The following is a 20,899-nucleotide window of genomic DNA, read 5'->3' as shown; positions in this document are numbered from 1 at the left end:
CTACCCTAGTCTCATACTCAGCTTTTCTAAACTAAAACCCCATACACACTCCTGTGTATTTCAAGGTTTCTACAATCGTATTACAATTCAGTATTTTTTGTCAATGATAAATCAGGTCTGAGCGTTACGGCATTTTCTAAATAAACGTGGCGGACTTCATCCTGCCGCATATCCGTCTGAACCGTCATCATCACTCTGATGCATTTTTTAAGGGCGTGTTCAACATCCATTTCCTGCATGCACATGACGGGCACATGCTGCCAGCCGTCAAACGTTCTGACGACCTTTGCGGGAAAAGCAGCGTGAATATCGGAAGTGGCAGAAATGAAGATCTGCACAACTTGCTCAGGTTTGAGTTGATTTTCATCGATCATTTTTCCGATCAGCTGCTTCGTCCGCTCCGTAATGTCTTTTTCTGTATCCCGGTCAACTGTCGTCGCTCCCCGAATTCCGCGCATCATCATTTGCCTCCCTCCAATCTCCACATATTCAGCCATCGTTCAATTTCATCGGCTTTAAAGGAGTGCAGCCGCACACTGCCGATCTTATCCAGCAGAACAAACTGAATGATGCCTCCGCGTGTTTTTTTATCGTTCATCATTCGATTGATGAGAGCTTCTGTTGAAACTTCGCGTTTTACGCTTTCCGGATAGCCGAGATTTTTCAGCCAGGCGGCGATTTTTGTGCGGTCAACAGGACAATTCAACACCTTCTCGCTGACAAACAAAGCAAATTGCATGCCTAAAGCGACAGCGTCGCCATGGGTCATCTCTCCGTAGCCGTATTCGGCTTCAACGGCGTGGCCAAGCGTGTGCCCAAAATTCAGATAGGCCCTGATTCCCTGTTCGCGCTCGTCTTGTGAGACAACTTCCGCTTTAATCGAAATGCCTTTGTACACCATTTCACTGAGCTGGCCGGTCGTAATCGCTTTAATTGAATCAATTTTAAGCAATTCGTTCAAGAAAGATTCATCACGGATAAATGCGTGCTTAATGACTTCCGCAAGACCTGAACGCATTTCTTTTTCAGAAAGCGTGCTCAAGCATTCGGTATCATAAACCACCGCCTTCGGCTGATGAAAAGCGCCGATTAAGTTTTTTCCGAGCGGATGATTAATGGCAACTTTCCCTCCGACCGCGCTATCATGAGACAGCAGAGTCGTTGGGAATTGCACATAATCGATGCCCCTCATAAAAGTTGAAGCGACGAACCCTGCAAGATCGCCGACAACGCCGCCTCCCAGCGCCACAATGCATGACGAACGGTCAAGGTGAAATTGAATGGCTTCCGTCTGGAGCTTCATAAACAGATCGATTGATTTGGCCTGTTCACCGCTTGGCACCGCAACCTTTTTGACGGGCCATTTGCTGCGGAGAAGGCCGAACAGTTCTTCTCCATAGTGTTTATCAACTTCTTCGTCGGTGATCAATAGCACTTTCGTCATCGGAAGGTTCAAGGATGACAAGAGCTCTGCCGCGTTTTTTCTAATGCCTCCCCCGATGAACACCGGGTAGGACAAAGAAGCGGTTTCGATTTGAAGTGATTTCATTAAAACTCCCTCGCAAGCTTTCTCATTTTCTCAACATTTTCAGCGATCCGGTCCATTTGGTCAACGCCAAACTGCTCGACGATCGCCTTGGCGATTTCCCATGCAACAACCGCTTCAGCCACTACGCTTGCGGCAGGGACAGCGCAGGAATCAGAACGCTCGATGCTTGCTGTAAACGGTTCTTTCGTCTCGATATCAACGCTTTTGAGCGGTTTGTACAACGTTGGAATCGGCTTCATCACGCCTCTGACGACAATCGGCATTCCCGTTGTCATCCCGCCTTCAAGGCCGCCGAGACGGTTTGTAGCGCGCGTATAGCCTTTTTCTTCGTCCCAAATGATTTCGTCATGGACTTCACTGCCGTTTTTGCGTGCAGCTTCAAAGCCGATGCCGAATTCAACACCTTTAAAAGCATTGATGCTCAGCACGGCGGCAGCCAGCTTGCTGTCGAGTTTGCGGTCGTAATGGACATAGCTGCCGACTCCTACCGGCACCCCTTCAACAATCACCTCGACGATTCCGCCGATCGAATCGCCATTTGCTTTTGCTTCATCGATCGCGTCCATCATTTTTCTGCCCGCTTCTTCGTCATAGCATCTGACAGGAGACTCTTCGGTTACTTTTTTCAAGTCTTCGATAGATTCATAATTTGTTTTTTCGGCTTTTACTCCGCCGATCTCCAGCACGTGGCCGGCCACTTGGATGCCGAGCTGGGAAAGAATCTTTTTGGCGACGGCTCCTGCCGCCACACGGACGGTCGTTTCTCTGGCAGATGAACGTTCAAGCACGTTGCGCATATCTCTGTGCCCGTATTTGATCGCGCCGTTCAAATCAGCGTGACCCGGTCTTGGCCTTGAAATCTGTCGTTTCATTTCGCTTTCTTCTTCAGCCGTGATCGGCTCTGATCCCATGATTTTCGTCCAGTGTTTCCAGTCGTTGTTTTCGACGACGAGAGCGATCGGCGATCCAAGAGAACGCCCGTGCCTTACACCGCTTGTGATCCGTGCCTGATCTTTTTCGATTTGCATCCGGCGTCCGCGGCCGTGGCCTTTTTGACGTCTTTGAAGCTCGTAATCAATGTCTTCTTTTGTGATATAAAGCCCTGCTGGGACTCCTTCGATAATTGTCGTAAGCTGCGGACCGTGAGATTCACCGGCTGTTAAATACCTCATGCTTTCGTTCTCCCTTCATCACATTAACGCTTTTAAGTAAAACTATAACATAACCTTTTATAAAAAGTCAGCTAACTTTTTTGATAGAAAAACGTATCTGTCGATTGAAAACCGTATTTTTCCGGATTGAAGATCTGTTCCGTGCTTCCGACAAACAAAACTCCATTATTCTTCAAACTGCCGCTGAACTTATGATAGATCTTCTCTTTTGCTTCCTCTGTAAAATATATGAGAACATTGCGGCATACGATGATATCAAAATCTTTCTCATATGCATCAGCCAGTAAATTGTGTTTTTGAAAGCGAATGTTTTTCTTGATCTCGTCTTTGACGGCAAATCGGTTTCCGTCTTGCGTAAAATAAAGTTCCTTTATCTCTTTCGGCACTTCCTGCAGAGATCTTTCCTGATACACGCCTTCTTTCGCTTTCGCAAGAACTTTGTCATCGATATCTGTTGCGATGATCTGATAGTCTGAGAGGCCTTTCTGTCTGCTTAAAATCATCGATAATGTATACGGCTCTTCACCGGTTGAACATGCCGCACTCCATACTTTCAATGTTTTCGCAGGCTTTAAGAGCGGGAGGATGGTTTTTTCGAGAACCTCCCACCTCTTATAGTTTCTGTAAAATTCTGAAACATTAATCGTCATCCTGTCCAGCGTTTCCTGCAGAAGAGCTTCATTCTTTTCTAAAGCGAGCGCAAATTCGCGGAAATCGCCGTACCCCTTTTTTTCATAAAGAGACGTTAGCCTTCTTTTCATTTGCGCTTCTTTGTACAATGCCAAATCCACGCCAGTTATTTTTTTCCATTTATCAACAAAGAAACTGTAATTGTCCATGTTTTCTCTCCTAATCGTCGTGCTGATATGAGTACAATTATAGCTTGTTTTCTTTTAAATTTGTATCTTTAAAAAGAAAAAAGCCTGCCCGGCGGCAGCCATTCTGATCCATATAAAAAAATCAGCTTTTCAGCTGATTTTTAGTAAATCCATTGATTCATTAACTTCTCGTCTTCAACAAGTTCGTCTTCTTTAAAAAACAAGTTGATTTCGCGTGCTGCACTTTCAGGAGAATCTGAACCGTGAATGATATTTTTTCCGACAAACATGCCGAAGTCTCCGCGAATTGTTCCTGGGAGCGCTTCCTTAGGGTTCGTCTTCCCGATCAGCTGTCTGGCGACCGCGATTGCGTCTTCGCCTTCCCACACCATGGCGAATACCGGGCCTGAAGTAATAAAGTCGACAAGCTCGCCGAAAAACGGTTTGCCGTTATGTTCTTTATAATGCTCGCCTGCCGTCTCTTCTGAGACCTTCATCAGCTTGGCTCCGATTAATTGTAAGCCCTTACGTTCGAATCTTAACAAAATTTCGCCGATCAGCTGACGCTGAACGCCGTCAGGTTTTACCATCACAAAGGTTTTTTCCATAGTCGATTCTCCACCCCGCTAATATGTATAGGCTTTCAACACTACAACAGAAATATAGCATTTTTCAAACAATTAATCAATAAAGGGTGGAGAATATTCATACTTTCGACTCATTTGTCTTTTTTTAGAACTTTCGTTTGCCGATGTATTTCGCAATTTGGCCCAATGCCGTCCGCGCCCGGTTTTTCGGGAGCGTTTCAAGCAGTGCGAAAGCCTTATTTAAATACATTTCGCTGACTCTGAACGATTGTTCTATGGCATCGGTTTTCTTCAGTTCCTCGATCACTGGTTTGATCTGTTCCGGAGTCGTTTCACTGTTGACCAGCATCAGCCGCGCTTTTAATTCAGGCGATTTCCGTGCATATAATACGGGAAGCGTGACATTCCCCTGAAGCAGATCACTGCCCACAGGCTTGCCAAGCTCTTTTTCGCTTGAGGTGAAATCGAGGATGTCATCAATAATTTGATAGGACATGCCGACGTAATAGCCGAACCAGTACAACGTTTTATGAATGTTTTCACCCGCGCCGGCAGCAATGGCGCCTAGCTGGCAGCTCGATGCGATCAGAAGGGCTGTCTTGCGCCTGATTCTCCGCAAATAGGTTCTGAGGTTTTGCTCCATATTATATTTATCTTTGATTTGTTCAATTTCTCCAAGACAGACTTCGACAATCGCCTTGGACAAGATTTCGTGGGCTTTCGGTTCGTTTATTTTCGTCATCGCTTCAAGTGAGCGAGCGAACAAATAATCACCTGTGTACATTGCAATCCGGTTATCCCACTTCGCTTTGATAGTCGGCTGTCCCCTTCTAAGCTCCGCATCATCGATGACATCGTCGTGTACGAGCGAAGCCATATGTATCAATTCCAATGAAACAGCGACATTTTTAATTTTGTTGATATCGTATTCACCGAACATGCCGGAAAGCAGGACAAACACAGGACGAATCCGCTTGCCTCCGGCCTGCAGCAAATGCAGGCTCGCTTCACTTAGCAATGGATAGTCGGAGTGCACGGTCTTTTCAAGCTCTTTTTCTATTAATTCAATATCGTCATTTAAAAAAGAATAAAACGTTGTCAATTTCATATCGATTCACCCGAGTATTTCAGTAGTCATCATCGCTTCAAGCCGACATGTGTAGCCGCTACGCCGCCTGTGAACGGATGATATTGAACATTTTCTAATCCAGCCTCTTCAAACAATGCAGCAAGTTCTTTCATACCAGGAAATTCCCTGGCCGATTCCTGAAGCCATGAATACTCCTTAAAGCTTTTGGCAAAGAACTTTCCAAACATGGGCATAATAAAACGGAAGTACAGGAAGTACAGCTGTTTGAACCCGAACATTTCAGGCTGGGACGTCTCAAGGCATACAACCTGGCCGCCGGGTTTTACCACGCGCGCCATCTCTTTTAATACGGTTAAATAGTCGGGAACATTGCGAAGCCCGAAGCCGATGGTGACATAGTCGAACGTATTGTCCGGGAAGGGCAGTTCCATCGCGTTGCCGTGGATCAGTTCGATCTGGCTGTAGCTGTCGGTCTTTTGTTCGGCGATGCTCAGCATGTTTTTGCTGAAATCAAGGCCCTTGATTTCCCCTGTCTCTCCGGCCGCATCAGCGAGCGCGATTGTCCAGTCGCCCGTCCCGCAGCAGACGTCAAGCGCTTTGGCTCCTTTTGGTACGTTCATGAGCTGCATCGTTTTGTCGCGCCATTTTTTATGCTGTTTAAAGCTGATGACGGAGTTCATCTGGTCGTAATTTTTATAAATCTTTTCAAACACGCCGTGTACGCGCTGTTCTTTTGACTGCACCATGATTACCCTTCTTCCACTTTCTGATGATAAGTTCGTTTTTCAGGCCGAATTTCCTGCAGGCGTTTCAGAAGCCATTTTTGGACGGCGGGCTTTGCAGCAAGCGACTGGTTGATCGCAAGCTTGGCTTCTTCATAAGCCGCTGCAGCCAGCTGTCCGCATGAAGCCTGGTCTTCCGGAAACTCTTTCTGTATGATCGTCTCCAGCAGCCGGGAATCTGAAGCTTTTTCTTCGGCCGCAAACCTTTTAAACACAAGAAAGTCATTGGCGGCTGTTTTCCAGTGAGGCAGGTAAAAGTGGTCGGCGAGATGGTGAAAAAGTGCAGCTTCCACTATGCTGACGCTTTTTTTCAGGCTGTCCGCATCTTTTGCGGAATGGTCGTAAATCCTGATTTTATGTTCGTTTATTTCTTTGATGGCCGCAGCGAGCGTCCGAATCATATAAATATCCTTCATACCCGATAACAGCGAGTAGTACATGCCGCTGAAATAATCACCGGCCAATACGGTCAGCTGGCGGTTTTTATAGTCGTCCTGCTTAATTGAAGCTGCGGTCGTGACTTCATCATGGGTATCAAGGGCTGTTTGAACAAGCATCGCCGTTAAGATGTAACTTTCCTTGTCAGCTTCTTTTAAATCCGTTTCCTCAAACAGAGCGTAGAAAAGAAACAGCTTATCCTCATCAACTTTCGGCGCAGTCAAATGCTTCGCCAAATATGGATGTGAAAGCTTTTGATTCAGCTTGATTTTCAAATAAGATAATTGTCCGTAGATGTCTTGCAAAGATATCACCCTTGTCCCAAAATTCGCAGTTTTTCTTTTTGATTGATTATGTATCTTTTTTGAGCGGAGAAAGTTTAATTATACCATAATATGTTGAAAGATATTGTCTTATGCCACGCAAACGGCCATAAAAGGCCGGCTATCTATTTTTTCGACTCGCTTTTCATCTCGCCGTTTGCCGTCTGAATCAGGGCCTCGCCCCGGATCTTGATCGCAGAGGTGTGCTCGGTAAACTGGCAGATCATCACCTCTCCTTTATCAAGCTTTTCTGAATGATGAAATCTTGTGTCCGTGCCCCTCGTCAGGCCGATCACGTTGACGCCGTCTTCGACGGCTTTGATTACGACAAAATCATTCGATTGATTATTGGTCATGTTCATCGCACACCTTCTCATTTTTAATCATGATGTTTTGATAAGCTCCAACACCTCAGAGCGAGCGGCTACATCTTGTCTAAACGTTCCTCTTACGGCTGAAGTGACAGTTTTTGAACCCGGCTTTTTCACGCCGCGCATCGTCATGCACATGTGCTCGGCTTCAACAACAACCATGACACCGTGCGGAGTCAGCGTTTCAACAATGCTGTCGGCGATTGTTGACGTAATCCGCTCCTGCAGCTGCGGGCGCTTTGCCACCGCTTCAACGGCTCTCGCCAATTTGCTGAGCCCTGTCACTTTTCCCCCTTTAGGGATATAAGCTACATGGGCTTTCCCGTAGAAAGGGACTAAATGGTGCTCACACATTGAATAAAAGGGAATATCTTTAACAAGAACAAGCTCTTCGTGATCCTCGCCGAAAATCGTTTTGAAATGCTCTTTCGGATCTTCGTTTAACCCTGCAAATACTTCGGCGTACATTTTCGCGACTCTTTTCGGTGTATCAAGAAGGCCTTCACGGTTCGGATCTTCTCCGATCGCCTCCAATATTTGCCGGACAGCTTGTTCAATTTGTTCTTTGTTGATTTCTCTCATTGTTTTATATCCTCCAGAAACGCATACATTTAATTCAGATTCTAGCACACTTCAGCTTATAAAAGCAAAATGAAAGGTTTTTTGCCGGCAAAATGTTTTCCGTCTGAAAAAAAGCCTTAAAATTATGAAAAGCCCCTTTGAAAAGGGGCTTTCCTGTGAAGAAACAACATGGTATGTATTACGCGCGAAAACGGCATATATACATACAATTATTTTCCTGCTACAGCGTCTTTAAGCGCTTTACCTGGTTTGAAAGCAGGTACTTTGCTTGCAGGGATTTCGATTTCTTCACCTGTTTGAGGATTGCGTCCTTTACGAGCTGAGCGCTCACGAACCTCAAAGTTACCAAAACCGATCAATTGAATTTTTTCACCGTTTTTAAGTGCATCTAAAATTGTATCAAAAACAGAATCAACTGCTTTAGTAGCGTCTTTTTTAGATAGTTCGCTTGCTTCTGCAACCGCATTGATTAGTTCTGTCTTGTTCATGCCTTTCACCTCCTCCCAAAAGGTATCAAACAATAGATTATCATCATTTCTTCACAGTTCAACCTGTTTCTATACCTGTTTGAACAGAAATTTCAAATAAATATAGAAAAGGCATTTCACGGCTTTCAGTGAAAATTTCACTTTGAGAGGAACGTTTGTCCAGTAAAGTGAAGATTTTCTGTATGTAGATTAACACATCTGAATAACCATATCAAGCATTTTAAAGCGATGATCCCTTATTCGTCAAGGTTTAAGCAGAATGAAACGAACAAATATTCCTGTTTTTCCTTTTTTAATCATAATCTTTCCTATATTTCCAGCCGCTTGCCCCTGCCGTCTCAATCCCTTTCACGGCGCCTGTTCATCCTGTTTCAGGCATGAAAAAAAGACCTCCCGTATGATAAGAGGCCTTCCCTTTTATAAGATGATCGCAATCAAGCCGCCTGATCCTTCATTGATGATGCGCTCGAGCGTCTCCTTCAGCTTATATCTTGCATTTTCAGGCATGAGGGACAGCTTCGCCTGAATCCCTTCTCTGACGATGGAGCTCAGGCTCCTTCCGAAAATGTCGGAATTCCAGATTGACAGCGGATCATCCTCAAAGTCCTGCATTAAATAGCGGACAAGCTCTTCGCTCTGCTTCTCTGTTCCGATGATTGGCGCAAACTCGCTCTCCACATCGACTTTGATCATATGAATCGACGGCGCCACCGCTTTCAGGCGGACTCCGAATCTTGACCCCTGCCTGATGATTTCCGGTTCATCAAGGCTCATATCGGTTAATGCGGGAGCAGCGATTCCATAACCGGTTTGTTTCACCATTTTCAACGCATCTGATACTTGATCATATTCGGTCTTGGCATGGGCAAAATCCTGCATGAGCTGAAGGAGGTGATCCTTTCCTCTGATTTCAACGCCGACGACTTCCCTCAAAATTTCATCGTACAGGTAATCCGGCGCGTACAAATCGATTTCGGCAATCCCCTGGCCCATTTCTATTCCGGCGAGGCTGGCGCGCTCGATAAAATCAAATTCGCTGAAGTGTCCGACGACGCGGTCGACATCTCTCAGTCTTTTAATATCTTTGACGGTTTCTTTAACGGAATCTTGATAGTTTTCCCTGAGCCAATGATTCTCTTTTAATACCATGACCCAGCTCGGAAGATTGACGTTGACTTCGAGTACAGGGAATTCGTAAAGCGCTTCTCTGAGAACGCTCAGAACGTCCGCTTCCCTCATGCTTTCAACGCTCATCGCCAGCACCGGAATGTCGTATTTCTCCATCAGCTCTTGCCTGAGCGCTTCCGTTTCCGGATGGTACGGCCTTACGGAATTGATGACCATGATAAATGGTTTTCCAACCTCTTTTAATTCATCGATCACCCGTTCTTCAGCCTCGATATAATCCTGTCTGGCGATTTCTCCAATCGTGCCGTCAGTCGTAATCACAACACCGATGGTGGAGTGTTCCTGGATGACTTTTCTCGTGCCGATTTCGGCAGCTTCGTGAAACGGAATCGGCTCTTCATACCAAGGAGTGTTGATCATTCTCGGCCCGTTTTCATCCTCGTATCCCTTTGCTCCGGGTACAGTATAGCCGACACAGTCGACAAGCCTTATATTCACATCGAGTCCGTCACTGACATGAACTGACATTGCCTGATTCGGAACAAACTTCGGTTCAGTTGTCATAATGGTTTTGCCAGCGGCACTTTGGGGGAGCTCATCTTGTGCGCGCGCCCGGTCTGCTTCATTGTTGATATTCGGGAGCACCACTAGCTCCATAAATTTTTTGATAAACGTAGATTTTCCTGTACGTACAGCTCCTACGACACCTAAGTATATATCGCCTCCTGTTCGTTCAGCGATATCCTTGAAAATATCGACCTTTTCCAAGTGATCCCCTCCCGGACTTCCAATCCTTTTCAATTTTTTACTTCTTCATCAATCAAAAACAGGACACTATAGTGTATGACGTTGTCCTATTTCAATATGACAGCTTAGGGAAATTTTTTCGGCATGCATGAAAAAACCTTTCTCCTCATTGTATGCTGAGGAGAAAGATTCATGACTGATACTTGCATTTTGACCGATATTCTATTCGAGAAAAACAGGTTCCTGTTTGTCATTCACTGTATACTTTACCGAAAACGCTGGAACAAAAGGCGTCTCTTTCCACATCAAATCCTGAATTTCCTCACCCGGCTTTACCGTTTTTTTCGACCGCTTTATCAGGTTGGCCAAATCCACTCGGTAATCCACTTGAATGTCGCCTTTTTCATCGACGAGAAGCGGCAGAGAGGTGCCGGAAAGCGGACTCGTGACAGAAGGCGCCTCTTTCAGTCCGAGCTTTTCATGGTCAAGCATGAATAAGTGATTGGATACGACTTTTTTATACGGTGGATACTTGTGCTGATCTTTATACATTTCGACCCGAAGCTTTAGCTCTCTGATCATTTCCGACATTTTTATATCAATGAGCTTGACCGTCGGCTTTTTTTCTACATCGACAAGAACGTACAAGTACTCTCCGCCGCTTTCATAGGAAGTACCCGGCGGCTCAGCCATATACCGGGGGGACAGCCTGTTAAAATCGATAGGGTATTTTTGATAGATTGGAACGCTCATATCCCTTGTCTTAATCGGCAGAAGCCCTCCCGTCGCCTCCCTGAATTCATCAACGGCCGCCTGCACTTCTTTGAGCTGGTGCTGATACGGCACGCTGTTTTTCGCCTTTCTTTCTTCAGGGTACAAACAGCCGCTTAGCATGATTGCGGTCAATACAGTAACAAGTAGTGCGTTTACGATTTTCATATGAATCTTCCTTTTTTATGCTTTATTCGTTGACGGGACCGCTGAAGACGACAAAAAAGACGATCACGCCGGAGATGAGCATACATGTATAGGCGACGAACGACGTGAGCACTTTTAAAAAACGGTTTTTAAATTTATATCTGCTTATGTATATGGCAATCACCGCTAAGAACATCAGGCCCATTGATCCCAAGGCAAACCACATTTTTAACAGACCGACATTCACATTGAAGCCCTCCTTCTACCTTTTCTTGTGATGTAAGCGTTATATTTCATTTTATATAAGAAAAACCAGAAGTTCAACAGCTTTTCCAATATTTCGAAACGGAAAAAACCGCAAAAAAAACCTGAAGCAAAGAGGGGGGCTTTGCTTCAGGCATAACGATTGTGACTATATAACCCAATTGGTAAGATACAGCTCTTCCAGACTTCGATTCTATTTTATGCAAGTCTTCGGACAAATGTATCCTCTCTTGCCTAAGTCTCCAAAATGTTTCGGTTTTTTTAAAACGAACTTAGAGGAGAGTATAAAGCAGTTGGTGATGGAGTGGTCATTTCATTTGATTTTCAAATGTGTTCACAAGATCTTCCATCTCGTGTGTTTTGACTCTCGCCATCAATGATTCGACTGCCGTCTCAACTTTTTCGCCGTCAAACAATACTTTGTGCAATGCCTCGGTAATCGGCATTTTCACATCAAATTTCTTTGAAAGCTGATAAGCGGCTTTTGTCGTGCGGACCCCCTCAACGACCATCCCCATTTCTTCCAGAACTTCATCCAGTTTGAAGCCTTTACCCAGCATATTACCGGCTCGCCAATTTCGTGAATGGACGCTCGTGCAGGTGACGATCAAATCCCCGATTCCTGTAAGCCCCGAGAATGTCAGCGGGTTTCCGCCCATTTTCGTGCCGAGTCGGGCGATCTCTGCCAAGCCCCTTGTAATCAGCGCAGCTTTCGCATTATCTCCGTACCCCAAACCGTCTGTAATGCCCGCGGCAAGCGCAATGACGTTTTTCAGCGCGCCGCCGATCTCTACGCCGATCATATCCGGATTGGTATACACGCGGAAATTCTGATTCATAAACATATCCTGGATCGCCTGTGCCGATTCAATGCTGCTGTCGGCAGCTACGGTTACGGTCGTCGGGTGTCTTAAACCGACTTCTTCCGCATGGCTCGGCCCGGAGAGAACGACGATGTCCTCCCTTAATTCAGCCGGAATTTCCTCTTTCATCATTTCAGAAATGCGGAGCAGTGTGTCAGGCTCAATTCCTTTTGAAACATGTACAAAAATCGCCTTTTGGTCGATCAAGGAAACAGCCTGTGCGAGAACTTCGCGGATCGCTTTTGTCGGAACGGCGACGATGATCGTCTTGACATCGGCCACTGCAGCTTCAAGATCTGTTGTGGCATGCACGTTTTCAGAAAGTTTGACACCCGGCAGATAATCTTTGTTTTCATGGTGTTCATTGATTTGCTGAATCAGTTCTTCACGATGGCCCCAAATGCACACATCGTACTGGTTGTCCGCCAAAACGAGCGCCAAGGCTGTTCCCCAGCTTCCGGCTCCCAAAATCGATACTTTTGTCATTTTTACTACACCTCTTTATTTTCTTGCTCTTGCGAAAATCTTGATTGGTGTTCCTTCAAATCCGAAGGCGTCGCGTATCCTGTTTTCCAAAAAGCGTTCGTAAGAAAAATGCATCAGCTCAGGATCATTGACAAATACGACAAATGTCGGCGGCTTCACAGCCACTTGTGTCGCATAATAAATTTTTAAGCGGTTGCCATTATGCGTCGGCGTCGGGTTCATAGCCACTGCATCCATAATGATATCATTAAGAATATTGGTCTGCACCCTCATCGAATGGTTTTCGCTTGCCGTCATGACTGCAGGCATCAGCGTATGGATGCGCTTTTTCGTCAAAGCGGACATAAACAAAACAGGCGCGTAGTCCAAAAATTGAAAGTGATCTCTAACCTTTTCTTCGAATTCTTTCATCGTCCGCTCGTCTTTTTCGACTGCATCCCATTTATTCACGACGATGACGACGGCTTTTCCCGCTTCATGCGCATAGCCGGCAATCCGCTTGTCCTGCTCGATGATGCCTTCTTCGCCGTCCAAGACGACGCAGACGACTTCTGAGCGGTCGATCGCCTTTAAAGCCCGGAGGACGCTGTATTTTTCAGTTGCCTCATACACTTTTCCCTTTTTTCTCATCCCGGCTGTATCAACGATGACAAAGTCTCTTTGATTGTATGTAAACCTCGTGTCAATGGCGTCGCGCGTTGTTCCCGCAATATTGCTGACGATCACGCGCTCTTCTCCAAGCATGGCGTTTACAAGAGAGGATTTTCCGACGTTCGGCCGGCCGATGAGGCAAAATTGAACGACCTCATCCTCATACTTCGTTTCGGGTATGTTTTTAAAATGTTCGCTGACCGCGTCAAGCAGATCGCCGAGACCGAGGCCGTGCGTCCCTGAAATCGGGTACGGCTCGCCAAAGCCGAGGGCATAAAAATCGTAAATGTTTGCTCTCATTTCAGGATTATCCACTTTATTAACCGCCAGAACGACAGGTTTTTTTGTACGGTATAAAATTTTTGCCACTTCTTCATCAGCAGCCGTGACGCCTTCGCGGCCGTTCGTCATGAAAATAATCACATCTGCTTCTTCCATGGCGATCTCGGCCTGATGGCGAATCTGCGCCAAAAACGGCTCATCACCGACTTCGATTCCGCCTGTATCAATCAGGTTGAAGTCGTGATTCAGCCACTCGGCAGAGCTGTATATCCGATCCCGCGTCACGCCAGGTGTATCTTCCACAATCGAAATTCTTTCGCCAGCGATCCTGTTAAAGATCGTGGACTTCCCCACATTGGGCCTTCCAACTATGGCTACGACAGGTTTTCCCATAGTACCCTTCCTTTCAATTCAGTAAAGCTTTTCCATCTTTAAATGAATCATCATTTATTTTTCTTTTCAAAAATCAGTTTGAAGAAAGAAACCCTTCTTATTCCATGAGAAGGGCTTAACTCATATATTATATCAATTTCTAAAAAGATCACAACTGTAATTAAAAATGTTTCACAATCAAATAAAGGTCATCTCCTATTCCGTGGGCGATTCCGTCGAGAATGGCTTCAAGGTTTTTCGCGTACGTGTTCATTTCCTCGGGGGTGTCGCAGAAAAATGCAGCCGTCCCTCCGATCACTCGCTCTCGCCTTGTTGTGACGACGGCGAGGATGAATTTTTCGATTGATTCGCTCATTTTATCACCTTGCTGTGCTTTTCTTTAATAAATTCCATCGGTACGCGAATGGCGTTTTCCAGCGTCGGAACATCGCCGATGACCCTGATCGCCGTCTCCTTGTCCTTGATGACCGGAAGGACAAAAACCGCGACCCGCCCGTCATTCAAATCCCTTTTCGCCAGCGGCGAAAGAGAGGGTTCTCCGGAGTCTCGATACACTCCGAGCACATTGGAAACGTCGAATAAAATCGCTTGCCTTTGCCCGAGATTGGCAATGGTTACTGCGGAATTAAAATTTTTCGGTTTTAAAATAAAACCCATGCCGTGTTCCAAAATCAGCTTCTGTTTTTCAGGAAGCCCGATATTCATAATGTAAATATTGTCAACATAAAGGCCGGCTCCTTCAAAATGAGGCTTTTTATACTCTATATCGACGATGTCCTTAATAAAGCTTCCGGACATTAAGATCCTGCCCGAGATAAAACAGATGAAAGCTGCAGCAAGGCCTGCCCATACCGATGAAAACAGAATATATGCGAGGGTCGTCAGGAGCGATGTGAAAATGACAATGTAATTTCTGCTTTCAAAGGCGATCGCAATTCCTTCGATATACGTGCTGCCTCTTGAAACAAGTTCATAGCCGTCAAGCTGCGTCAATGTTTCGCGTTCCATATTCCGGACATCCCTGAATTGGGTTGCAGCCAGCGTTAAAAACGTAATCGCTGTATAATCCGATTTTAAGATCGACGGAATAATGATCGCTCCAATGCTGGCAGCGATCAAAGCCAGCGCAATATGTATCGTTTTCCCATGAAGATATGTAGGGTACTGGCGGTAGTCGGTTCGGAGCATGTACACTCTGACAACAATACCGGCGATAATTCCCAAGATGATCGGATAAGTATATTGGCTCATGACATTTTTGCTGCTCCTTTATTCAATCGCTTCCATTTGTGATAGAACTGATGCATCAGCCGTTCATACTGGGAGATTCCGTAAACGAGAACGATCCCCGCAGCGCACATTGACAGCCATGAATAACCGCCGGCTGCAATGTCTCCATAAAGCTTTCTGATGACGAATGTATACAAGAGCTCCCCCTGGCACGCACCGAGCACAAACATCCCGAGACGGGCGGCGAAGCTTCTTTCAAAAGCCGTCGTCATGATGACAAACAGAATGATGGTCAGCCATTCAGGCTTTAGGATAAACCAAACAGGGTCATATAATGCAAACAGAAACAAAAAACCGTAGGCGGACACCATCGACAAATGAAGCAGGAGCCGCTTGACGCTTTTATGAAGCCTTAAATAACCGCACAGCATGAAAGCTCCTATATAAAACGACAAATAGGCGGCATTAAAATGCAGAAAGAGCTGAATCTGATACATACTTAACATGATGTTGAGCAGAATAAATGCTGACGCATAAAAGCGAAAGCTGTTTTTCTCAAGAATAAAAGTCGTTAACACCCATAAAAACCACATTGACCAATAATAATAGAATTCTTCCATATGTTTTCGTCCTCCATTTTCAGTATGGAGTGACTTGAGATTTTTTAAACGTGCAATAAGGAGGGAACAGCGTTGGGAAAAGACAGGCAGGAAAAGAAGCTGAAACAGCAGAAGCGAACCGAATCCGACCGTGACCAGTCCATCAGCTACAATGGGGCCGCCTCTCTCGAAAGTGCGGAGGACGCACGGAAGCGAAACCCGTAAAAAAACCGGCTCATGAGAAGCCGGTTTTTTTAGCGCTTGCTGTAAACAAAGGGGTCAACACCCCTCGCTTTCAGCCAATGATATGTATCGCCCTTGATGACGAGCGGTGCTTTTTTCAACTGTTCAATCGTCCGGCACCCCAAGACGGTCATGATCCTTTTTAAATCTTCGATCAGGCTCTCGATTTCGGCGGCTAACGCCTCTTCTCCCGAAGCTGTCAGCACTTGGAGAAAATAGCCCGCCATCCCCGCCGCAGACGCACCCAGCGCTATCGATTTGGCCAGATCAAGGGCATCTTGAATGCCTCCGGATGCGATAATCGGCTGATCGCCGAACAGAGAGCTGACTTCGGCCAGGCTGGCTGCTGTCGATATGCCCCATTGATCGAAAAACTGAACCGCTTTATCTCTGCGCAAATTTTCGATTTTCGAAAAATTCGTTCCTCCGAAACCGCCGACATCGACCGCCTGGACCCCGGCGTTAAAAAGCCGGGCCGCGGTGTCCCTGCTCATGCCAAAGCCCACTTCTTTTACGGCGACCGGTACGCTGACATTTCGGCAGATGTCTTCAATCCGGTGCAGACGACCTGTAAAGCTGCGGTCGCCTTCAGGCATGACAATTTCCTGAATCACATTGAGGTGAATTTGAAGCATGTCGGCTTCAATCATGTCGACCGCCCGTTTGGCCTGATCCACCGTCGCTTCGCTCCCCAAATTGGCGAATACAAGACCCTTCTGATTTTCTTTTCTGACGATCTCGTATGAAGGACGTTCATCAGGGTCTTTCAAAGCGGACATTTGCGAGCCGACAGCGACCGGTATGCCCGTTTGTGCAGCCGCCCTCGCCAAAGCCCTGTTGATCTCAAACGTCGCCTTCCCGCCCCCGCCTGTCATCGCATTGATAAAAATAGGCGAACTTAAAAACAGTTCGCCTATTTTGGTTGAAGTATCAACTTGTGACAATTCCGTTTCCGGAAGGCTGACGTGAACAAACGTAATATCATCAAGCCCGGTCTGACGTTTCTGTCCGGTGGACAAGGCATGATCAATGTGTTCTTTTTTTCTTTTTGCTCGCGTCACCATCATCACCAAATTTTACTTTAATTTATTCAGTTTGTCTCCGATCATTTCACCAAGCTGGAATCCTGAAGACTCTTCCTTCGCCTGGTATTGACGGTAATCTTCCTGCTCTGCTTTATCGGTGTTTTCTTCAAGCTCTTTCATGCTTAAAGAAATGCGCTCTTCCTCTTCGTTGACGTCAAGAACTTTCACTTTAACGTCCTGGCCTTCCTCAAGGACTTCATGAGGTGTTCCGATGTGTTTGTTCGAGATTTGCGAAATGTGGACGAGGCCTTCAACTCCAGGCAGCACTTCGACAAACGCACCGAAGCTCACCAAGCGCTGGACTTTTCCGTCCAATACGTCTCCAGGCTTCACTTTTTCGCCGATGTTGGACCAAGGCCCAGGAAGCGTTTCTTTGATTGATAGCGAAATTCGCTCATTGTCGCGGTCGACGGACAGCACTTTGACTTTGACATCCTGGCCTTCTTCGACTACGTCTGACGGTTTTTCAACGTGTGAATGCGACAGCTGGGAGATGTGAACAAGACCGTCAATGCCGCCGATGTCAACGAAAGCACCGAAATCTGTCAGGCGCTGCACTTTTCCTTCAAGTACCTGTCCCGCTTCCAGCGTTTGAAGAAAATCCTGTTTTCTTTCCGACTGCTCTTTTTCAACAACCGCACGGTGTGATAAAATCACGCGGTTTTTATCTCTGTCAAGCTCAACGACGATTAAAGTAAGCGTCTTTCCTTTATAATCTGTAAAATCTTCAACAAAATGCGCCTCTACAAGCGATGCGGGAATGAATCCGCGCACGCCGATATCGACGACCAGACCGCCTTTAACGACGTCTTTTACTTCGGCTTCAAACACTTCTTTTGACTCAAACTTTTTCTCTAGGTCTTCCCAAGCGCGGTCTGCATCAACAGCACGTTTTGATAAAATCAATGCATCGTCTTCCACTTTTGTCACTTTTAATTCAAGCTCATCGTCTACATTGACGACATCTGATGCTTTTTCAACATGAAGACTTGATAATTCACTGATTGGGATAATTCCGGTTTGCTTGCAGTTGGGGATGTCAACATCGACATGCTTGTCCTCAACTTTCGTTACAATACCTTTCACCACATCTCCAACCTCTGGTACTTGAACATCAATTTGATTCATTTCCTCTGTCATTTCAATAACCTCCTTGGTCCAAACCTACACAGCTTTTGTAAAAACGGTTATTCCGGACGAATTGATATCCGATCCGGACAGCCGATATGTATTAAAGAACCATTCAAAAATGGATATTTGAATGTTCTAAAACATGATTTATTATTACTAACTTCTAATAAAAGCCTGTGTTTGTCAAGTCAAAACATGCAGACAATAAGTAATTTGCCCGGATTTTTTATTTTTGAGCCTTTTTGTCTACAACCTGCAGGATTTTTTCGGCCACCTCATCGATCGTCAGTGAAGTCGTATCGATTTCAAGCGCATCGTCCGCTTTTTTCAACGGCGAAATCTCGCGCTCTGAATCGAGTTTGTCACGGCGCCTGATTTCTTCTGCAAGCGTTTCATAGTTTACATTGTACCCTTTTTTGACGTTTTCTTCAAAGCGGCGTTTTGCCCGCTCTTCAACGGACGCCAAAAGAAATATTTTCACTTCCGCATTCGGGAGAACGTGGGTACCGATGTCGCGGCCGTCCATGACGACGCCGCCTTTTTCAGCCAGCTGCTGCTGCCTTTTCGTCATTTCTTCGCGGATCCCGGCGTATTTGGCGACGATTGAAACCTGGTTGCTCACGTCATCCGTGCGGATCGCCTCTGTTACATCTTCGCCTGCGATATAAACCTTCTGCTCCCCTTCAAGCGAAACCGTGAGATCGATGGCAGATTCTTTTAACAAGGCCGTCAACGCCGCTTCGTCGTTTAAATCGACGCCCTTTTTCAGCGCTAAATACGTAATCGCCCTGTACATGGCACCCGTATCGATATAAATATACGACTTTTTTCCGGCCACGATTTTAGCCACGGTGCTTTTTCCGGCTGCCGCAGGGCCGTCTATTGCAATGCATAATTTCTTTTCCATAATTCCTCTCCTTGCTATCTGGTACTCCTTATAGGATTGTATCATGTATCAGGCGAAAAAGGGGAGATTTTAGCGTGAATTTACGGCTTAAATGTCTCGATCCATTCGCCGATTTTCATGTTGTTCACGCCTTCATACTGCACAACTTTTGACAGATAAGGCTCAGCCTTGGAGAAATGAAAAAGAAGCTGCACGCTGATTAATATGACCGCCTGTACGACAAGAATCTTAAATAATAACCGTTCTATTGTTTTCATAACATTCCTCCGCTGCCCGGAAAGTTTATGGCACCGGGCATGTTCAATTTTCACCGGCGGACGTTCCGCCCATACGTTCAGTATGGAAATGTTTAGGACGAATTATTCCGAATGCTAAAAAGGAAAAGGCATGTATCCGCCTTTTCCCTCTGATCTATCGTTTTACAAATCGTTATATATCGGTTCTGCACTTTTCATTTTTTGGACCTTCTCTTCCGTGCCGTCTTCGGTATTGATAAACATGCGGAATGTATCGTTTTCAATCGTGCCGAGAATTTCGTAGCAGAGCACTTCTTGTGAAAGCTCGTTTGTGACTAAAGCAAGGCGCGTCTCCTGAACCTTTACGTTGGGATTCAGGCTTGCTTTCGCTTTTTCAAGCGTTAATTTCGGCTTCGGCAAGTCTCTTTTTTTATGGGAGATTAAGAAATCCTTTGCATTAAATCCGGTAATTTCGCCGTCGTCAAGCGCGACCTTGATGCGGATGCTGTCCGGATAGAGCCAGACGCCGTCCTGGACCGGAACAAACGAAAATACGCCGACGCCGTCGTATTGCGAGCTTTCATCCATCTTCAGGTCTTCGGTTTTATAGCCGTTTTTTTTCAAAAATTGAAGGGCTTTGTTCGACGCGTCGTTCAGGCTGATTTTTTCATCTTTAATTTTTTTGTTTTGGATCAGATAAACTGGATATCCGCCTTTTTCGGTAATGTCCATATAAATATCCGCTTTTTGATCAGGGTCCTGCATGCTGATGCTATATACATCCCTGTTCGTTTTCTTGCCGCTTTTCGACACTTTGATATTGTAATTTTTGTCCTGAGCGAATTTTTGGGCAATCTTGCGCGCTTCTTTTTCGGTTATTCTCTTGCCTTTTAAATGGTCGTACCCTTGCTGCTCTTTTTTCGTGTTCGTCATCTCTGTCGCGCTTAAATCCGTATCAGAAAACGCACTTGCGCTTTTTTCAACGGTTTTAAATCCATTAATGATCGTATTGTCGCTTTGTTTTTGGCCGGACGCGAGCGCAAGCTCTACATCCATCCATCTCAGATTTTTGTCTATAATCAAATGCTGGACATTACGCAATTCATTTTGTATATCCTTTGAATTTTCATATAGCTGATTTAAAGAAGCGTACTCTTTTTTATTAAGCGGCTCTTTGTCAAGGTCGCGCACGGCTGCTTTGTAGCTGAAATCTCCGACCTTTGCCAAAAATTCTTCTGTCTTGTTAAACGGCATTAAGGTCAGCGGCAGCTGGCTGACATTGTTATGCGCTTCAGAAGTCGTCTTCCATACTTCCGCCAAGGCGGGAGACAGGGTTTTTTTGCTGTTCATCGCAAGTGTGCTCCCGATTTTGTCATGCAGCTGATCCACCTGATAAGTTAAATCGTGAAATGCCCTTTGATAGTTGTTTTCGGCATGAAGCAAAACGGCGTCTTTCTCCTGATGTTCCTTATAGCCCCAATAGCTTGTTCCGACGATGGCGACACCTAAAAGGGCGATTAAAATTCCTCTGATCAT

Annotated in this window: 25 protein-coding genes; 1 reads left to right on the top strand and 24 read right to left on the bottom strand. The window is 45.7% G+C overall.

Translation table 11 applies throughout. The annotated features are described in order from the left end of the window. Positions 1–80: 80 nt before the first annotated feature. The 19 genes from aroH to M1E03_RS09535 form a co-directional block, all read right to left on the bottom strand. On the bottom strand, positions 81–464 hold the full coding sequence (gene aroH, locus M1E03_RS09625; protein WP_026579379.1) for a chorismate mutase: 384 nt from the start codon (positions 462–464) through the stop codon (positions 81–83). Next, positions 461–1,549 (bottom strand): 3-dehydroquinate synthase, encoded by a 1,089-nt coding sequence (gene aroB, locus M1E03_RS09620; RefSeq protein ID WP_020451956.1) that lies wholly within the window; start codon positions 1,547–1,549, stop codon positions 461–463. The genes aroH and aroB overlap by 4 nt, the downstream gene beginning before the upstream one ends. Then, positions 1,549–2,721, bottom strand: a complete 1,173-nt coding sequence (aroC, locus tag M1E03_RS09615) for a chorismate synthase (RefSeq protein ID WP_025811222.1) — start codon at positions 2,719–2,721, stop codon at positions 1,549–1,551. Before aroC ends, aroB begins: the two co-directional genes overlap by 1 nt. Before the next feature lie 71 nt (positions 2,722–2,792). Continuing rightward, positions 2,793–3,560, bottom strand: coding sequence for a CheR family methyltransferase (locus tag M1E03_RS09610; protein ID WP_020451958.1), 768 nt, complete (start codon positions 3,558–3,560; stop codon positions 2,793–2,795). 140 nt (positions 3,561–3,700) lie between these two features. Next, positions 3,701–4,147, bottom strand: coding sequence for a nucleoside-diphosphate kinase (gene ndk / locus M1E03_RS09605; protein ID WP_003182994.1), 447 nt, complete (start codon positions 4,145–4,147; stop codon positions 3,701–3,703). Between the two features lie 124 nt (positions 4,148–4,271). Then, on the bottom strand, positions 4,272–5,234 hold the full coding sequence (gene hepT / locus M1E03_RS09600; protein WP_020451959.1) for a heptaprenyl diphosphate synthase component II: 963 nt from the start codon (positions 5,232–5,234) through the stop codon (positions 4,272–4,274). Between the two features lie 29 nt (positions 5,235–5,263). Continuing rightward, on the bottom strand, positions 5,264–5,962 hold the full coding sequence (locus M1E03_RS09595; RefSeq protein WP_025811221.1) for a demethylmenaquinone methyltransferase: 699 nt from the start codon (positions 5,960–5,962) through the stop codon (positions 5,264–5,266). Between the two features lie 2 nt (positions 5,963–5,964). Continuing rightward, complete coding sequence (locus tag M1E03_RS09590) at positions 5,965–6,741, bottom strand: heptaprenyl diphosphate synthase component 1 (RefSeq protein ID WP_023857454.1); 777 nt, start codon at positions 6,739–6,741, stop codon at positions 5,965–5,967. Between the two features lie 143 nt (positions 6,742–6,884). Next, positions 6,885–7,115, bottom strand: a complete 231-nt coding sequence (mtrB, locus tag M1E03_RS09585) for a trp RNA-binding attenuation protein MtrB (protein WP_023857455.1) — start codon at positions 7,113–7,115, stop codon at positions 6,885–6,887. Between the two features lie 27 nt (positions 7,116–7,142). After that, positions 7,143–7,712: a GTP cyclohydrolase I FolE gene (folE, locus tag M1E03_RS09580; protein ID WP_020451963.1), complete on the bottom strand. Its 570-nt coding sequence runs from the start codon at positions 7,710–7,712 to the stop codon at positions 7,143–7,145. Positions 7,713–7,921: 209 nt separating this feature from the next. Further along, positions 7,922–8,200 carry a non-specific DNA-binding protein Hbs gene (hbs, locus tag M1E03_RS09575; protein ID WP_003183006.1) on the bottom strand — a complete coding sequence of 93 codons (279 nt, stop codon included), beginning with the start codon at positions 8,198–8,200 and terminating at the stop codon, positions 7,922–7,924. 417 nt (positions 8,201–8,617) lie between these two features. Beyond that, on the bottom strand, positions 8,618–10,096 hold the full coding sequence (spoIVA, locus tag M1E03_RS09570; protein ID WP_020451964.1) for a stage IV sporulation protein A: 1,479 nt from the start codon (positions 10,094–10,096) through the stop codon (positions 8,618–8,620). A gap of 201 nt (positions 10,097–10,297) precedes the next feature. Next, on the bottom strand, positions 10,298–11,014 hold the full coding sequence (locus tag M1E03_RS09565) for a hypothetical protein (RefSeq protein WP_020451965.1): 717 nt from the start codon (positions 11,012–11,014) through the stop codon (positions 10,298–10,300). Positions 11,015–11,036: 22 nt separating this feature from the next. Further along, positions 11,037–11,240, bottom strand: coding sequence for a DUF2768 domain-containing protein (locus M1E03_RS09560; RefSeq protein WP_020451966.1), 204 nt, complete (start codon positions 11,238–11,240; stop codon positions 11,037–11,039). Between the two features lie 325 nt (positions 11,241–11,565). Then, positions 11,566–12,606: an NAD(P)H-dependent glycerol-3-phosphate dehydrogenase gene (locus M1E03_RS09555; protein ID WP_025811220.1), complete on the bottom strand. Its 1,041-nt coding sequence runs from the start codon at positions 12,604–12,606 to the stop codon at positions 11,566–11,568. A gap of 15 nt (positions 12,607–12,621) precedes the next feature. Then, positions 12,622–13,932, bottom strand: coding sequence for a ribosome biogenesis GTPase Der (gene der, locus M1E03_RS09550; protein ID WP_020451968.1), 1,311 nt, complete (start codon positions 13,930–13,932; stop codon positions 12,622–12,624). A 160-nt stretch (positions 13,933–14,092) separates the two neighbouring features. Further along, positions 14,093–14,287, bottom strand: a complete 195-nt coding sequence (locus M1E03_RS09545; RefSeq protein WP_023857457.1) for a capping complex subunit for YIEGIA — start codon at positions 14,285–14,287, stop codon at positions 14,093–14,095. Then, a complete protein-coding gene (locus M1E03_RS09540) occupies positions 14,284–15,183 on the bottom strand; it encodes a YIEGIA family protein (protein WP_020451970.1) in 900 nt (299 codons plus the stop codon). The genes M1E03_RS09545 and M1E03_RS09540 overlap by 4 nt, the downstream gene beginning before the upstream one ends. Then, positions 15,180–15,782, bottom strand: a complete 603-nt coding sequence (locus M1E03_RS09535) for a YphA family membrane protein (protein ID WP_023857458.1) — start codon at positions 15,780–15,782, stop codon at positions 15,180–15,182. Before M1E03_RS09535 ends, M1E03_RS09540 begins: the two co-directional genes overlap by 4 nt. A 72-nt stretch (positions 15,783–15,854) precedes the next feature. Here M1E03_RS09535 and M1E03_RS09530 point away from each other — a divergent pair, with 72 nt between their 5' ends. Then, positions 15,855–15,986 carry a YpzI family protein gene (locus M1E03_RS09530; RefSeq protein WP_003183025.1) on the top strand — a complete coding sequence of 44 codons (132 nt, stop codon included), beginning with the start codon at positions 15,855–15,857 and terminating at the stop codon, positions 15,984–15,986. Positions 15,987–16,015: 29 nt separating this feature from the next. Here M1E03_RS09530 and fni read toward each other — a convergent pair whose 3' ends face one another. The 5 genes from fni to ypeB form a co-directional block, all read right to left on the bottom strand. Then, a complete protein-coding gene (gene fni, locus M1E03_RS09525; RefSeq protein ID WP_023857459.1) occupies positions 16,016–17,065 on the bottom strand; it encodes a type 2 isopentenyl-diphosphate Delta-isomerase in 1,050 nt (349 codons plus the stop codon). 15 nt (positions 17,066–17,080) lie between these two features. Then, a complete protein-coding gene (gene rpsA, locus M1E03_RS09520; protein WP_023857460.1) occupies positions 17,081–18,229 on the bottom strand; it encodes a 30S ribosomal protein S1 in 1,149 nt (382 codons plus the stop codon). A gap of 217 nt (positions 18,230–18,446) precedes the next feature. Further along, the gene (gene cmk, locus M1E03_RS09515) at positions 18,447–19,127 is read right to left on the bottom strand and encodes a (d)CMP kinase (RefSeq protein WP_023857461.1); all 681 of its coding nucleotides are present in this window, start codon (positions 19,125–19,127) and stop codon (positions 18,447–18,449) included. An 80-nt stretch (positions 19,128–19,207) separates the two neighbouring features. Then, the gene (locus tag M1E03_RS09510) at positions 19,208–19,384 is read right to left on the bottom strand and encodes a YpfB family protein (RefSeq protein ID WP_023857462.1); all 177 of its coding nucleotides are present in this window, start codon (positions 19,382–19,384) and stop codon (positions 19,208–19,210) included. A 162-nt stretch (positions 19,385–19,546) separates the two neighbouring features. Continuing rightward, a complete protein-coding gene (gene ypeB / locus M1E03_RS09505) occupies positions 19,547–20,899 on the bottom strand; it encodes a germination protein YpeB (RefSeq protein WP_023857463.1) in 1,353 nt (450 codons plus the stop codon).

It is taken from the genome of Bacillus sp. PK6-013 (assembly GCF_054161445.1).
Note: the sequence above shows the minus strand (reverse complement) of the source record. Positions and strands in the feature narration are given on the sequence as shown.

Coding starts and splice junctions, on each gene's coding strand:
- aroH (WP_026579379.1), bottom strand. CDS start 464: ATGATGATGCGCGGAATTCGGGGAGCGACGACAGTTGACCGGGATACA.
- aroB (WP_020451956.1), bottom strand. CDS start 1,549: ATGAAATCACTTCAAATCGAAACCGCTTCTTTGTCCTACCCGGTGTTC.
- aroC (WP_025811222.1), bottom strand. CDS start 2,721: ATGAGGTATTTAACAGCCGGTGAATCTCACGGTCCGCAGCTTACGACA.
- M1E03_RS09610 (WP_020451958.1), bottom strand. CDS start 3,560: ATGGACAATTACAGTTTCTTTGTTGATAAATGGAAAAAAATAACTGGC.
- ndk (WP_003182994.1), bottom strand. CDS start 4,147: ATGGAAAAAACCTTTGTGATGGTAAAACCTGACGGCGTTCAGCGTCAG.
- hepT (WP_020451959.1), bottom strand. CDS start 5,234: ATGAAATTGACAACGTTTTATTCTTTTTTAAATGACGATATTGAATTA.
- M1E03_RS09595 (WP_025811221.1), bottom strand. CDS start 5,962: ATGGTGCAGTCAAAAGAACAGCGCGTACACGGCGTGTTTGAAAAGATT.
- mtrB (WP_023857455.1), bottom strand. CDS start 7,115: ATGACCAATAATCAATCGAATGATTTTGTCGTAATCAAAGCCGTCGAA.
- folE (WP_020451963.1), bottom strand. CDS start 7,712: ATGAGAGAAATCAACAAAGAACAAATTGAACAAGCTGTCCGGCAAATA.
- hbs (WP_003183006.1), bottom strand. CDS start 8,200: ATGAACAAGACAGAACTAATCAATGCGGTTGCAGAAGCAAGCGAACTA.
- M1E03_RS09565 (WP_020451965.1), bottom strand. CDS start 11,014: ATGAAAATCGTAAACGCACTACTTGTTACTGTATTGACCGCAATCATG.
- M1E03_RS09555 (WP_025811220.1), bottom strand. CDS start 12,606: ATGACAAAAGTATCGATTTTGGGAGCCGGAAGCTGGGGAACAGCCTTG.
- der (WP_020451968.1), bottom strand. CDS start 13,932: ATGGGAAAACCTGTCGTAGCCATAGTTGGAAGGCCCAATGTGGGGAAG.
- M1E03_RS09545 (WP_023857457.1), bottom strand. CDS start 14,287: ATGAGCGAATCAATCGAAAAATTCATCCTCGCCGTCGTCACAACAAGG.
- M1E03_RS09540 (WP_020451970.1), bottom strand. CDS start 15,183: ATGAGCCAATATACTTATCCGATCATCTTGGGAATTATCGCCGGTATT.
- M1E03_RS09535 (WP_023857458.1), bottom strand. CDS start 15,782: ATGGAAGAATTCTATTATTATTGGTCAATGTGGTTTTTATGGGTGTTA.
- rpsA (WP_023857460.1), bottom strand. CDS start 18,229: ATGACAGAGGAAATGAATCAAATTGATGTTCAAGTACCAGAGGTTGGA.
- cmk (WP_023857461.1), bottom strand. CDS start 19,127: ATGGAAAAGAAATTATGCATTGCAATAGACGGCCCTGCGGCAGCCGGA.
- M1E03_RS09510 (WP_023857462.1), bottom strand. CDS start 19,384: ATGAAAACAATAGAACGGTTATTATTTAAGATTCTTGTCGTACAGGCG.
- ypeB (WP_023857463.1), bottom strand. CDS start 20,899: ATGATCAGAGGAATTTTAATCGCCCTTTTAGGTGTCGCCATCGTCGGA.